Annotated in this window: 13 protein-coding genes; 11 read left to right on the top strand and 2 right to left on the bottom strand. The window is 36.1% G+C overall.

Features of this window, described 5'->3' with window-relative positions:
* The 9 genes from ACE3RB_RS16245 to ACE3RB_RS16205 form a co-directional block, all read left to right on the top strand.
* On the top strand, nt 1-767 hold a 767-nt coding region (locus ACE3RB_RS16245), incomplete at its 5' end, for a glycogen/starch synthase (RefSeq protein WP_374465165.1).
* Nucleotides 768-780: 13 nt separating this feature from the next.
* On the top strand, nt 781-2,415 hold the full coding sequence (locus ACE3RB_RS16240) for a DUF4270 family protein (RefSeq protein ID WP_374465164.1): 1,635 nt from the start codon (nt 781-783) through the stop codon (nt 2,413-2,415).
* A 39-nt stretch (nt 2,416-2,454) separates the two neighbouring features.
* Nucleotides 2,455-4,308, top strand: a complete 1,854-nt coding sequence (gene glmS, locus ACE3RB_RS16235; RefSeq protein WP_374465163.1) for a glutamine--fructose-6-phosphate transaminase (isomerizing) — start codon at nt 2,455-2,457, stop codon at nt 4,306-4,308.
* Nucleotides 4,309-4,416: 108 nt separating this feature from the next.
* The gene (gene gldK, locus ACE3RB_RS16230) at nt 4,417-5,841 is read left to right on the top strand and encodes a gliding motility lipoprotein GldK (protein ID WP_002984714.1); all 1,425 of its coding nucleotides are present in this window, start codon (nt 4,417-4,419) and stop codon (nt 5,839-5,841) included.
* A 52-nt stretch (nt 5,842-5,893) separates the two neighbouring features.
* A complete protein-coding gene (gene gldL / locus ACE3RB_RS16225) occupies nt 5,894-6,586 on the top strand; it encodes a gliding motility protein GldL (protein ID WP_374465162.1) in 693 nt (230 codons plus the stop codon).
* A 52-nt stretch (nt 6,587-6,638) separates the two neighbouring features.
* Nucleotides 6,639-8,231: a GldM family protein gene (locus ACE3RB_RS16220; RefSeq protein ID WP_374465161.1), complete on the top strand. Its 1,593-nt coding sequence runs from the start codon at nt 6,639-6,641 to the stop codon at nt 8,229-8,231.
* A 22-nt stretch (nt 8,232-8,253) separates the two neighbouring features.
* Nucleotides 8,254-9,192 (top strand): gliding motility protein GldN, encoded by a 939-nt coding sequence (gene gldN / locus ACE3RB_RS16215; protein ID WP_002984710.1) that lies wholly within the window; start codon nt 8,254-8,256, stop codon nt 9,190-9,192.
* Nucleotides 9,193-9,332: 140 nt separating this feature from the next.
* On the top strand, nt 9,333-10,367 hold the full coding sequence (locus tag ACE3RB_RS16210; RefSeq protein ID WP_374465159.1) for an NAD(P)/FAD-dependent oxidoreductase: 1,035 nt from the start codon (nt 9,333-9,335) through the stop codon (nt 10,365-10,367).
* A 34-nt stretch (nt 10,368-10,401) separates the two neighbouring features.
* Nucleotides 10,402-10,665, top strand: a complete 264-nt coding sequence (locus ACE3RB_RS16205; protein WP_232722294.1) for a SemiSWEET transporter — start codon at nt 10,402-10,404, stop codon at nt 10,663-10,665.
* Between the two features lie 56 nt (nt 10,666-10,721).
* Here the strand turns inward: ACE3RB_RS16205 and ACE3RB_RS16200 are convergent, their stop codons facing one another.
* Both ACE3RB_RS16200 and ACE3RB_RS16195 read right to left on the bottom strand, forming a co-directional pair.
* Complete coding sequence (locus ACE3RB_RS16200; RefSeq protein ID WP_002984703.1) at nt 10,722-11,156, bottom strand: META domain-containing protein; 435 nt, start codon at nt 11,154-11,156, stop codon at nt 10,722-10,724.
* 37 nt (nt 11,157-11,193) lie between these two features.
* Entirely contained in the window at nt 11,194-11,586 is a 393-nt protein-coding gene (locus ACE3RB_RS16195; RefSeq protein ID WP_131437981.1) for a multicopper oxidase domain-containing protein, read from the bottom strand.
* 653 nt (nt 11,587-12,239) lie between these two features.
* Between ACE3RB_RS16195 and ACE3RB_RS16190 the strand changes: the two genes are divergently transcribed.
* Both ACE3RB_RS16190 and ACE3RB_RS16185 read left to right on the top strand, forming a co-directional pair.
* The gene (locus tag ACE3RB_RS16190; protein ID WP_002984697.1) at nt 12,240-12,626 is read left to right on the top strand and encodes a hypothetical protein; all 387 of its coding nucleotides are present in this window, start codon (nt 12,240-12,242) and stop codon (nt 12,624-12,626) included.
* Nucleotides 12,627-12,774: 148 nt separating this feature from the next.
* Entirely contained in the window at nt 12,775-13,857 is a 1,083-nt protein-coding gene (locus ACE3RB_RS16185; protein ID WP_374465166.1) for an efflux RND transporter periplasmic adaptor subunit, read from the top strand.
* The last annotated feature ends 21 nt before the right edge of the window (nt 13,858-13,878 follow it).

The following is a 13,878-nucleotide window of genomic DNA, read 5'->3' as shown; positions in this document are numbered from 1 at the left end:
CGAATCAAAAAATACTGTACATTACTACAGAGATGTATCCATATCAGGAAGATACAAATATGGCTGCAGTGGTAAACAAAATGGCACTTAAGATGCACCAAGAAGGCAATGATGTAAGAGTTTTTATGCCAAGATTTGGACAAATAAGTGAGAGAAAGTTCCAGCTTCATGAGGTAATCCGCCTTTCAGGGATGAACATTATTATCAATGACCTGGACCAGCCTCTGATCATTAAAGTAGCGTCTCTTCCGGGGGAAAGACTTCAGGTTTACTTTATTGACAATGAAGAATACTTCAAAAGAAAACAATATTATTTCGACGATGAAGGAAACCCTTTCGAAGACAATGACGAAAGAGCTATTTTCTTTGCCAGAGGGGTTATTGAAACCATTAAGAAGCTAAACTGGGTACCGGATGTTATTCATTTAAATGGATGGATGTCCTCTTTTGTTCCCATTTATCTTAAAACTTACTACGAATCAGATACTTATTTCAAAGACGCTAAAATTGTACTTTCTCTTTACAATGAGAAAGATGCTGATCTGGATAAAAAGATCAACGAAAAGCTGCAGTTTGATAATATTTCAGGATTAAAAGCGTTAGATAACCCAACAATTAAAAGTTTTGTTATTGAGAGTATGAACTATGTGGATGCCGTTGTAAAGGGGGATGAGTTTCTGGATGAAGACCTGGATAAGGCTTTCAATGAAACCGCAACTCAAAAGTCGGAATATCTTGACATAGATTCTATAAATCAAATTTATTAAAAACACATTTTTAATGACTCATAATCTTAAAAAGACCTTCGCCATACTTTTGATGGCGTTTTTCGGAAGTACATTCCTTCATAACTGTGAACCTGATCCGGATTCTCTTGGTGAGCAGCTGTTTAATGGTGATGCAGTACAAGGCAATGAAATTTCATATCCCGTTATAGCATACAATTATGATAATAAAGATTCCATCAAAAGTGATGCTTCAAGGCTGATCAGCGGATTGAACGAATCAGGTGCTGCTACTTATGTTGGTGTTCTTGGAGCTTTTACTGAAAACCAGTTCGGGATGCAGAGAGCTTCTTATGTTACTCAGCTGAGAATGCCGGTAGATAACTATGACTTTAACGGAGCAAATCCAAAAGTAGATTCTGTAGTCCTTGTAGTAAGACCACCAGCGAATACAACGGCGAATACTTATTTCTTTGAAAGCGATTCATTGAAAACAAATACATTTGATAAAAGCAATTTCCCGGTAGATGGAGTAGCTACAGCAGTTTCCATTGAGAAGAAAACTTATCCGGTTCGTAAATACGGTAAAGTGGCTTCAAAAACAATGAAAATCAATGTACACGAAGTAACCACGTTCATAGATGCAAATGATGACAGTTTCAAACGTTCCAATAAAGTGATAAGTACTGGAGAACTGTTAGGTTCAGGAGTATTTGACGGTAAAATAAGTTCCGTATCCATTACAAAAAAATCTGACAATTCAGTCGTATTTACAGGAAACCTTGGATTCAGAATGAAGCTGAGCAATACAGACTTTTTCCAGACTCACATTCTTGATAAAAAAGGAAAGCCTGAACTTCAGGATGCTGCTAACTTTATCAGATATTTTAAAGGAATAAAAATTTCTGTGGATGAAACGGATAAATATCTTTACCAGTTCTCTCCTAATGATCTGCAGCTTATCATGTATTATAAATATGATAAAACAGACAACGGAACTACCACAAGACCACAGACAACACTTAATTTCAACTTAGGAAGTGCTAATGCGCATCTGGGACTGTATGAATACAGCAGATCTGGTTCAACTGTTGCATCTGCATTGGCTACGAGTAATCCTAATGATGGTGATGCAAGGCTTTTTGTTCAGGGAATGGGTGGACCTTCCGTGATAATAAAAGTTCAGGATGAGACTATTGCTAAACTTCAGGATGTTTATAATAAAGATAAAGCAGGTATTGTAAGTGCTAAGATCAGAGTGTACCTGGATCCTGAAACATGGAAAAATACAGGCTCTACTGAAGACCGCAGGTTTACGCTTTTAACCAATACATTAAATAATGGAGCTATCGATTATTCGACATCAGCACTGAAATTCACATCAGACCTGACAAACGGGCTTGGATTGTATTATTACAAAGAAAATCCTGGCTATTATGATTTTGTAGTAACCAAAACAATTAAGGATCTTGTTGAAGGAGTAAAAGACAGTGATGGGAATTTAATTAAAAATAAACCATTAATAATTACTGCCGGATCATTTGTTACAAATCCTACAGGAACCCTTTTAGGAGTTCGTAATACGACAAGAGCATTTGACATGAACAGAATTATTCTTACAGGAGTAGATAAAACGAATACCAATCCAAAAAGAATCCAGTTACTGGTGACTTATGGTACGAAAAAATAGAAGAAAATAAACAACAAACAACACTAGACAAAATAAAATATGTGCGGAATAGTAGGATATACAGGTTTTCAAGACGCTTATGAAATTGTAATTAATGGTCTTAGAAGATTGGAATATAGAGGGTATGACAGTGCCGGAATTGTTTTGGAAAGTCCAGATAACAAGCTGGAAGTAGAAAAAACAAAAGGTAAAGTGGAAGATTTGGTGAATATTTCCAAAGAACTGAAAGGAAAGTCTAAAATTGGAATGGGGCACACCCGTTGGGCTACCCATGGAGTTCCCAGTGACAGAAATTCCCACCCGCATTTGTCAAACAACGGAAAAATAGCAATTGTACATAATGGTATCATCGAAAACTATGATACGATTAAAACAATGCTTACTGAAAAAGGATTTACTTTCAAATCAGAAACAGATACAGAAGTATTGGTGAACCTTATCCAGTATTTTATGGATCTTAATCCTGAAATTGATTTCCCGACAGCAGTAAGATATGCATTGAATGAAGTATACGGAGCCTATGCCATTACTGTACTTCATGAAGATTACCCGGGAGTATTGGTGGTAGGAAGATTAGGTTCTCCTCTGGCAATCGGAATCGGGGATAAAGAATACTTTATTGCATCTGATGCTTCTCCTTTCGTAGAATTTACAAAAGAAGCCATTTATCTTGAAGAAGGTCATATGGCAACAATCTCTCTGGAAAACGGGGTAGATATCAGAACCATCAATGAGAACTCTAAAATTGAGCCGGAAATTCAGGAGCTTAAACTGAGTCTTGAGCAGATAGAAAAAGGAGGTTACGAGCATTTCATGCTTAAAGAAATCTTTGAACAGCCTAAATCTGTACACGACACAATGAGAGGTAGACTTCTTGTTGATGAAGGAATTATCAAAATGGCAGGAATCTGGGATCATGTGGAGAGATTCAAAAATGCAAACAGAATTATCATCATTGCGTGTGGTACTTCATGGCATGCAGGTCTTATCGGAGAATATCTGATTGAAGAATATGCGAGAATACCAGTGGAGGTAGAGTATGCATCAGAATTCAGATACAGAAACCCGATTATTACAGATAAAGATGTAGTAATTGCCATTTCCCAGTCCGGAGAAACTGCTGATACAATGGCTGCCTTAAAACTTGCCAAAGAAAAAGGTGCATTTATATATGGTATATGTAATGTGGTAGATTCTTCCATTGCAAGAATTACAGATGCCGGTTCTTATACACACGCCGGTCCTGAGATTGGAGTTGCTTCTACAAAAGCATTTACAGCGCAGCTTACCATTCTTACTTTAATTGCATTTAAATTAGGAAAACACAATGGAAATTTAGGAAATGCAGAATTCATGAGCTTAATTGCTGAGCTTGATGCTATGCCTAAGAAAATTGAAGAAGTGTTAAATACCACTCATGAGCTTACACAGGATATTGCGAAAGATTTTGTGAAAGCTACCAATTTCCTTTATTTAGGAAGAGGATACAACTATCCTGCAGCCTTAGAAGGAGCATTAAAATTAAAAGAAATTTCTTATATCCATGCAGAAGGATACCCGGCTGCAGAAATGAAGCACGGTCCGATTGCCCTGATCGATGAAAACATGCCGATTGTTATTATAGCACCAAGAAAAGGTCACTATGATAAAATTGTAAGTAATGTTCAGGAAATTAAAGCGAGAAAAGGAAAAATTATCGCTGTAGTTAATAAAGGAGACCGTCAGGTGAGTGAAATGGCAGATTATGTTATCGAAATCCCTGAAACTTCAGAATGTTTCTCTCCAATCGTTGCTTCCGTACCTCTGCAACTGCTTGCTTATTACATTGCGGTTTATAGAGGAGCCAACGTAGATCAGCCGAGAAACCTTGCAAAATCTGTTACCGTGGAATAAAAAGTTGTTGTAAATAAAATAAATTTAGATTTCTTCCGTTATTTCAAAAAAAATCTTAAAAGTTTCTTAAAAAAATTATATATTTACGACTTAATTATAAAAATTAACATGAAAAGGATATTTCTTTTATTATTGTCTGCGTCGGTAGCATCGGTATCTTGTTCAGGTGGTGGCAGCTCTTCTGTAGGGAAGCCAGGAACAAAAGGAGAATTGATACCAAGAGAAAAAACTAAATCATTTGTTGCGGAAAGACCATACGGAATGGTCGCAATTCCTGCAGGTTCGTTTGTTGCTGGTTTAGCAGACCAGGATCCGACAAATACACCTGAAAAAGCAGCATTGAAGACAGTTACTGTTTCTTCTTTCTTCATGGATGAAGCAGAAACTACCAATGCAGAATACAGAGTATTTATCAATTATGTAAGAGACTCTATCGCGAGAACTTTACTTGCTGAAGCTGCCGGAGAAGGTGGTGATGAAGGCGGACGTAAAGGGGCAAGCATAGGAGATTATGCATACCTTGCTAAAAAAGAAGAAAATTTAACACCTTATCAAGAATATATGGAAGGCCAGGGTGGCCGGGAAGACGGAGGCTATGATGCAAGCAAAAGGTTAGATTGGAAAATTCCTTTACACTGGAGCACATCAAAATATCCGGATGTAGAATACGCAGAAGTTTTAGAATCTATGTATCTGCCTACTTCCTCAAGAATCGGAAACGAAAGAATTTTAGATGTAAGCAAGCTTAAATATACTTACCGTTGGGGAGATATGGATGCAGCAGTTGCTGATAACGAAAGAGGAGCTAATTATCTGAAAAGCGAAAGTATCGCGATCTATCCTGATACTACAGTTTGGGTAAAAGATTTCCACTTTGCTTACAATGAGCCATTGTTTGAACAGTATTTCTGGCACAAGGCTTACAAAGACTATCCTGTTGTTGGGGTTACCTGGGATCAGGCAAGGGCTTATTGTAACTTCAGATCTAAATTGAAAACAGATTACAACGAAAGTTTAAAAAGAAAAAAACAAAGACCATTAGAGTTCCGTCTTCCAACAGAAACTGAATGGGAATACGCTGCAAAAGGTGGAATGCAAAATGCTACTTACCCTTGGGGTGGTCCATACTTAATGGATGACAGAGGTTGCTACCTGGCTAACTTCAAACCTAAGAGAGGTAACTACATGGAAGACGAGAAAAAAGGTACTTATACATATACAGCTCCAGTTAAGAAATTTAAGAAAAATGGATTTGGGTTATTTGATATGGCTGGAAACGTTTCTGAGTGGACATCATCTTCATACAACAACTCTTCAGCTGGATTTACTTCTACATTAAATCCTTCTACTAAAGATAAACTAGATACGAAGAAATCTGTAAGAGGTGGATCTTGGAAAGATATAGGGTATGCGCTAATGACAGGTGCAAGAGATTGGGAAAGAAAAGATTCCGCAAGAAGCTATATCGGATTCAGAACTGTACAGGATATTCCTGAAGCAGCTGTTAAGCCAAGAAGAATTAACAGAAACTAATCAGACAATTTTTCATAACAATTTTATTTAATATTAAAAAAACTAACTCAATATGTTTAAGACTAAAGATGCTTGGATGAATTTCTTTTATTCATTCGGTGCTGCAATTGTAATTCTTGGAGCTTGGCTTAAAATTACTCACATTACACTGGGACCAATTAACGGGAATATGGCTCTTACAGTAGGGCTTATTACTGAAGCGATTATCTTTATCATTTTCGCATTTGACCCACCTAAAACTGAGGAGTCTTATGCCTGGGAAAATGTTTATCCTGAATTATTGGATAAGCACGCCAACCCAAACCCTTTACACTCTAATGTAACCACTAAAAATACAAGTGCTCAGTTTGCTGAATTGGAAAACTCTCTTTCCAGCAAATTGGATAAGATGCTTGAAGACGCAAGATTAGACGTTCAGTTATTTGAAAGATTAAGAACAGGAATTGATAAATTCTCAAACTCTGTTGATCAGATCAACCAAACTGTGGACGTATCTGCTTCTACACATAAATATAACGAACAATTAAACAAAGCTGCCCAGCATATGGAAAGCATGAATGCTCTTTATGCAATGCAACTTGAAAGCGGTAAGAGACAATCTGAATTTGCTAACAAGTATGTTGCAGATATGCAGAAATCTGCAGAGCAGTCTGAGAAATTCAATCAAGAGCTACAAGGTTTAACAACTAATCTTAATAACTTAAATAGAGTTTATGGTGGTATGCTAACTGCTATGAAGTCTTAATTCCTAACCATTTCTAAATTTAACTACTTAATTAAAAAACAAAGAAAAGAGAATGGCACAAGGAAAACAGACCCCTCGTCAGAAGATGATCAACCTGATGTATTTGGTGTTCATCGCGATGATGGCCCTAAATATTGATGCAGAAATCATCAGATCATACTATGACTCTACCAGAGCATTGAATGAGACCAGAACTTTAACAGAAAGAAAGAACGAAAAGATCTTTGAAAGAACGCTGGAAGCTAAAGCTCAGCAGGTTCCGGATACCTACGCACAGCCTTGGGCTCAGTACAAAGTATTGAAAACCAAAATTGATGTGTTGGTAAAATCTGCTCAGGATGTTAAAGATTTGTTGAAGAAACAATCTGAGTTTCATGACAAAGATCCTAAAACAGGAAAAGATATTGATGTAAGTGAGAACTTTGCTGCATTGAATAACAATGAAGCAACAACTGAATACTTCTTTAAAGAAGGAGATGAAAATACCCCTTCGAAGAATGCATTAGATCTGAAAGCTAAAATTGATGACGTAAGAAACTACATCAATACTACTTTTGGAAGCAATTCTCAGTTACAGGATTTAGTAGCCAGAGCTAATAAGTCTCTTATTGCGGAGTATCCTAAAGGAACATCTCCAAATGAAAAGACATGGTTCCAGAATAAATTTTACCATCAGCCGTTAATTGCTGCAATATCTAATCTGGAAATTATCCAAAATGATGCCAGAAACGTTCAGTCGGATGCATTGGCACTATTACTTCAGGAAAAAGTAGATGCGAATATCAAATTCTCAAGCTATGAGCCTATTGTTTCAGGTCCGGTAGATATCCAGGCAGGAAAACAGGCTGAAGTAAAAGTAATGTTGGGAACTTATTCTAACAGTAACAAGATCAGCATTTCTGGAGTAAGCAAAGTTGAAAACGGTAAAGGTATCATGCAGATTTCAGGTTCCGGAATCGGTGAACATAAACTAGGAGGAACTATTACATTAACAGATGCTTCAGGGAAGCCACAGTCTTTCCCTTGGACGCATACTTATAATGTAATTGCAGGACCAAGAGAAGTAAAACTTGAAAAAGGATTATTGCTTTCTGCTGATAAGATGAATGTAATGTATAGAGGACTTGAGAACCCTGTTTCAGGATCAATCTTAGGTGCTGACAATTCTAAACTTTCATTATCTGCAGCAGGAGCTACTGTGAAGAGTACAGGTCAGGGTAAATGGAATGTTACTCCTACTACAGGAAATGTAGTGAAGTTGACATTATCAGGAACAGATCCATATGGTAAAACAGTTTCTCAAGTATTTGAATATAGAATTAAGAATATCCCAAGACCACAAGGTCAGATCAGAGGTAAAGCTGTAAACTTTATGCCGGCAGGTTCTATACCTAACCAGATTGTTACTGCTACTTTACCAGACTTTGATTTCCCTGTTTCATTCACTGTTAACAGCTTTATTATTAAGCTTCCAGGAAAAGCAGGTACTCTGATTCAGGGTAGCTCATTATCAGGAGCAGAAGGTATGCTTAGAAACCTTAGACCTGGTGATGTAGTTCAAATCTATGATATTCAGGCGACAGCTACAGGGCTTGGAAACCAAAGGCTTAAGGAAATTTCACCTGTAATTATTAATGTTCAATAAGGTTAATTTGTAAAATCATATTATGAAAAAATATATTAGCACCCTTTTCGTTTTAGTTTCGGGATTTGCATTTTCCCAAACTATTCTGAATGCTGCTTCTCCTGAGGAATTCAGACAGATGAGAGCTGAATCAATGAGAAAAGCAGGGGATACTGTTATCAGCAATAAAGTAAAGCCTCTTGAATATGGTTTCGTTGATGACAAGGATATTTACAAAAGTATGTTTGTTTGGGAAATCATTGATATGAATGATAAGATCAACCAGCCGTTCTATTATGATAATCCGGATGGTCTTCTTTCAAGTTCTACAAGATCTTTATATCAGTTATTACTTGATGGAGCTCTTAAAGGAGACATCAAAGAAGTTTATGATGATGAAAACTTTGTTACAAGACTTTCACCTGAAGCCATTCAGAAAAGACTGGAAAGTGTAAGACTTGACGAAGAAGCTATCGATATCCTGAACTCTGGAAGAACACTTACAGAAGACGAGAAGAAAAGACTTACAGATATCATCAGAACTACTACTGATAAAGTAAAAGTTCTTAAAATAATGGGTATGTGGTTTATCGATAAAAGAGATGGTCAGATGAAGTACAGACCACTTGGTATCGCTGCTATGGGCCCGGATCCTACATCTGTCGGAAGAATTGGTCCTGATGGCCAGCCTCTGGCCGGAGCTGATGAATTGATCGATTTATTCTGGATTTATTACCCAAGTGCTCGTGATATTTTAGCAAACAATTATGTTTTCAACAGAAAAAATTCGTCTGCTGATCTATCTTTCGATGATGTTATCAATGCAAGAAGATTTTCTTCTATTATCTATAAATCTTCAAGCGGTTTAGGAGATGGTGTTATCAAAGACTATATTCCTAAAAATGCAGATGAGCAGCTGGAAGAAAGTGACAGAATCAAAGCACAGATTCTTGAAATGGAAAATGATATGTGGAATTACTAGATTTCACTTGATATTTATAGAAAACCTGAGTATTTTTACTCAGGTTTTTTTTATTATGAAATCGCCCTTTGTTTATTACCGATCAACAATCAATGAAATAGGCGATTACATATGACCTTTAAACAAATGAAATTTCTCATATGAAAAATGTAGATTATATTATTGTTGGAGACGGATATGCGGGACTTTTTCTGGCTCATCAGCTGATTAAAAATAACAAATCTTTTGTGATCTTTTCCGAAGGAAGAAAAAGTGCTTCTCAGGTTTCGGCAGGAATTATCAATCCGGTAGTCTTGAAGAAGTTTACTACATTCTGGAAAGCACAGGAACAAATAGATTTTCTGAAAGAAAGTCTTCTGGAAATAGAATCCTATACAGGAGAGAATTACCTGATCAATGCTCCTATCCACAGAATTTTTCATGATGAGAACGAACAGAATCTCTGGCTTAAAAAATCGGAAAATGAAGAATTATCAGATTTCCTTGACAAAAATTTTGATCGCTTAAACGTAGTAAAAAACGATTTTCTCTCCGGAAAGGTGAATCAGTCTGCCAGACTTAATGTCAATGGTTTTTTCATTGGTCTATTCAGTTATTTTGAAAAAAATGGTCATTTGATCAAAGAAAAATTTGATTATACGAAATTGAACCCTTCTGAATCGGTCTGTAAGGATTTTAGCTTCAAAAATATAATCTTCTGCGAAGGCATGGGAGTAAAAGATAATCCATATTTTTCTGAAATTACAGTAAATCCGAACAAAGGACACCATATAAAAGTGAAACTTTCCCAACCGATTCCCGAAAATATCACCATTAAGAAGAAACACTTTTTGTTCCCAACCGGAAATGGGCTATATTTTTATGGAGGAACATACGATCGGGAGCAGCTTCACCACCATATTGATGAATCTGCGGTGGCACAATTAGTCAATGGGCTCTCTGAATTTTATCCGTATGATTTTGAAGTAGAAGAAGTACATTTTGGATTCCGTCCAACAGTAAAAGACAGAAGACCAATTATCGGCAGGCATCAGACATTCGGAAATCTGTATGTTTTTAACGGACTGGGAGCTCGTGGTATTCTGAATGGCTGCTATTTTTCGAGGGATTTATTCCGTTTTATTGAAGAAAATGTTCCGTTGCATGAAGAAGTATCATTGAACAGATTTCAATAATGTATCTTAGTACAGATATACAAAGCTTACAATTATGAATGAAAATGTATTAGGTATAGTGGCCGGAATTCTTACTTCTGTTTCTATGATTCCCCAGCTGGTAAAAGTGATCAGAGAAAAGAATGTGGAAGATATCTCGTTGCTCATGCTTTTAGTCCTTATTTCAGGGCTGTCACTATGGGTATGGTATGGATTTAAAAAAGATGAGCTTCCTATTATTCTATCAAATTCATTTGCTGTTTTGGTGAATATAAGTCTTTTGGTTTGTTATATCCTGTACAATAAGAAAAGTAAATAATAAAAAAGACGCCCCATACAGTGAGGCGTCTTTATATTTTATGTAATAATATACAATTACTGAAGAACAAATTTAGCTAAAGGAGCCATTCTGGCTTTGTTTAAAGTAAGAGTATTACCATTTACCGAATAATTATCAGCAGCAAGAATTGCTTTGGTAAACTGGTTTTCAATATCCAGATCTTCACAAGCCATCATCGTAGACATTCCCTGATTGAACTTAATTCTCATCACTTCAGGTTTGATTTCAAACGTACCTCCCAAACCGTTGCATCCTGCATTTCCTTCATATCTCATTCCGTTCATTTCAAGTTTGAAATAAGGATTGTTTTTAGGATTTTTCAGCTCTATTGGTTTGCCGTTCAACTCAGTAAGTTTCCAGGTTTTTCCTGTAATATCATTAGTTGGTTTTTGTGCGTTTTGTGTCGTACAGGAAACAACCAAAAATGTTGCGATAACAAGTGCCGATAAATAATAATATAAACTTTTCATAATGCTTATTTTTTTAATATGAATGCTTTTCCCTATGCTAATACGATGCCATTTTTGCCGGTCCGGACTCTTTTTTTGACTGTTTAACATGAAACAGGACCATATCTGCAGTTTTTTTCAGGAAAGTTATATTGCCCTTAATATCAGAGTATTGATACTCTTCATTGGAGGCTGTATATTCAGGTAATGCATCACTCTTTTTGAGGTCAAAAGTTTTGCCGTTTAAATGTATTGTGGCTGTATTTTTAGTGTTGTTGATCGTTACTTCTATTTTTTCTCCATAGTTGTCAACATACACATTTTTTGTGATCTCATCTGTGTTTTCCGGGGTAGCAGCAGTAATGGTTTCAGCTTCCTTTCCGGGATGTTTACATGCTGTTAGGGAAACAATGGTCAATCCAAAAAGGACCGGGAATAATAATTTTTTCATAGTGATAAGTGATTTTAAAGTGTTTCATGAATTGTGGTGTTAATGCTATATAAATTTACAAATATTTTTAATAAAAATGTGTTAATTTTACATAAAGTAACGTAAAATTTAAATCCATATTAATTTAACTCACCGATTTTTGAACATTATTCACGAAACAGGAAGTAATAATTTATTAGTGAATATTGAGTATAGCTATTGTTAATTCAAGATTTTTAACGGACTTGTTTCCAGTAGAATAGTGTATTTTTTTTCTTCATTTTCATTGGTGTGTCAATTTTCGGCAAAAATAATTCAAAAAGAAGAGAAGAACAATAAGTTAATGTTAATAATCTAAAATTATGATAAAGTTTAGGTTTTAATATTTTTGATTTTAATTTCAAAAAAATATTTTCAATACAAAGCTTAACAGGGTTTGAATGTTCAAAAAAGCAACAACTTTAAAATTAAAATTTCCTTAAATCAAAAATGTGGCTTAATATTTGAAAATTCGAAGATGCACAGGTGATATTCAGAATGCCTGGATTATGCCTGAATAAAGGAAATGTTTACTATTTTTCAAACTTTTTTATTCAGCTAATTTAAAGGAGAGTTAAATTTTGTTAATCTGCTATGATAATATCATAAACTGGGTGTACATTTGCAACTTCAAAATGAGAAACTTTATAGTATACTTTTTAACCGGTCTTTTTCTGCTGTTTGTAGTGGAAAGCAGGCTCAACGTTAAAACTCTCCGAAATGACTACACCGGTCATGTTTCTCATCATATGCCCAAAAGAGCCAACCGCCTGAATCAGACTTTTGAAAAGCTTTCCGTTCAGCAGATGGCCGACAATGTAGACAATTCCACTTTAGAACTTACCGAAAATGATTTCCAGCTTTCTGATGTATGGCAGGCTATTGTTGTTTTTGCCGGAGTTTTCAGCCTGGTCTATATTTTTGGATTAAAAAGTTACAAACGGTTCAGACCCGATATTGATGGCTTTATTCCTGGCTTTGCCACCAAAAGATTTATTCTGATTCGTTCCATCAGAATTTAAAATTCAAACAATTTATTCTTTTTCTGCCTGATTTACAGGTAGAGATACTTTACGTTGTGTATTGTTGGTAATCAGCACACCGTACCCCTTTTATTACCGTTTATTTCTATTCAAAACATTAACGATTTATATAAACTCTAGAATTATGATAAAAAGAGTTGCTTCGGGAATTGCGCTGAGTGCCCTTCTGCTGGCGGTTGGCTGCAATAAGAAAAAAGAAGAAAAAGAAGAAGTTACCGTATATCCGGTGACATCCCCAGTAGTAATGGATACTGTAATCAACAAAGAATACGTAGCCCAGATTCAATCTGTAAAAAACATTGAAGTAAGAGCTCAGGAAAAAGGTTTCCTGGAAAAAATCTTTGTAGATGAAGGTCAATACGTGCAGGCGGGACAGACACTATTCCGGATTATGCCTAAATTGTATCAGGCAGAATTATTAAAAGCAAAAGCAGAAGTAGAACAGGTTTCTATTGAGCTGAAAAACGCAAGTACATTAGCGGGAAACAACATCGTTTCTAAAAATGAAAGAGCTATGGCAAAAGCCAAGCTGGATGCTGCAAACGCAGAAATGAAGCTGGCTCAGATCCACCTTTCCTTTACCGATATCAAAGCACCGTTTTCGGGGGTTATCAACAGAATTCCTCTGAAACTGGGAAGTTTAGTGGATGAAGGTGATCTGTTGACTTCCTTATCAGATAACACAAGCATTTATACTTATTTCAATGTTTCCGAACCGGAATACTTAAGTTATCAGACTCATGCAGCAGACAGAGGCAGCAACCAGGTATCTCTGATTACTGCAAACGGAGAAACCTACACACAGAAAGGAGAAATCCAGACTATCGAAGGAGAATTTGATAACGAAACAGGAAATATTGCGTTCCGTGCTAAATTCCCTAATCCAGACAAACTTTTAAGAAACGGGGAAACAGGTAAAATACAGATGTCAATGCCTGTTCATAACGCACTGATCATTCCACAGAAAGCAACTTATGAAATTCAGGATCAGAAATACGTATTTGTTGTTGACAAAAACGGAGTGGCAAAATCCAGAAATATCAAAGTAGCTTATGAACTTCCGGATCTTTATGTGGTAGGCTCAGGAATCTCAAAAGGAGATCAGATCCTGCTTGAAGGAGTTCAGAAAGTAAAGGATGATCAAAAGTTGAAAACAAAGTTCCAGGATCCTAAGAAAGTTCTTCAATCATTGAAATTAAAAGCAGAGTAGTGGTCTCTAAAATGAAGCAGT

Source organism: Chryseobacterium sp. (assembly GCF_041914225.1).
Lineage (GTDB): Bacteria > Bacteroidota > Bacteroidia > Flavobacteriales > Weeksellaceae > Chryseobacterium.
This window is presented reverse-complemented; position numbering and strand designations above follow the sequence as displayed.

Bases quoted from the DNA above. Each gene is read 5' to 3' on its own strand.
- ACE3RB_RS16220 (WP_374465161.1), top strand. From the start codon at position 6,639: ATGGCACAAGGAAAACAGACCCCTCGTCAGAAGATGATCAACCTGATG.
- glmS (WP_374465163.1), top strand. From the start codon at position 2,455: ATGTGCGGAATAGTAGGATATACAGGTTTTCAAGACGCTTATGAAATT.
- ACE3RB_RS16190 (WP_002984697.1), top strand. From the start codon at position 12,240: ATGAGAAACTTTATAGTATACTTTTTAACCGGTCTTTTTCTGCTGTTT.
- ACE3RB_RS16205 (WP_232722294.1), top strand. From the start codon at position 10,402: ATGAATGAAAATGTATTAGGTATAGTGGCCGGAATTCTTACTTCTGTT.
- ACE3RB_RS16240 (WP_374465164.1), top strand. From the start codon at position 781: ATGACTCATAATCTTAAAAAGACCTTCGCCATACTTTTGATGGCGTTT.
- gldK (WP_002984714.1), top strand. From the start codon at position 4,417: ATGAAAAGGATATTTCTTTTATTATTGTCTGCGTCGGTAGCATCGGTA.
- ACE3RB_RS16210 (WP_374465159.1), top strand. From the start codon at position 9,333: ATGAAAAATGTAGATTATATTATTGTTGGAGACGGATATGCGGGACTT.
- ACE3RB_RS16200 (WP_002984703.1), bottom strand. From the start codon at position 11,156: ATGAAAAGTTTATATTATTATTTATCGGCACTTGTTATCGCAACATTT.
- ACE3RB_RS16195 (WP_131437981.1), bottom strand. From the start codon at position 11,586: ATGAAAAAATTATTATTCCCGGTCCTTTTTGGATTGACCATTGTTTCC.
- gldN (WP_002984710.1), top strand. From the start codon at position 8,254: ATGAAAAAATATATTAGCACCCTTTTCGTTTTAGTTTCGGGATTTGCA.
- gldL (WP_374465162.1), top strand. From the start codon at position 5,894: ATGTTTAAGACTAAAGATGCTTGGATGAATTTCTTTTATTCATTCGGT.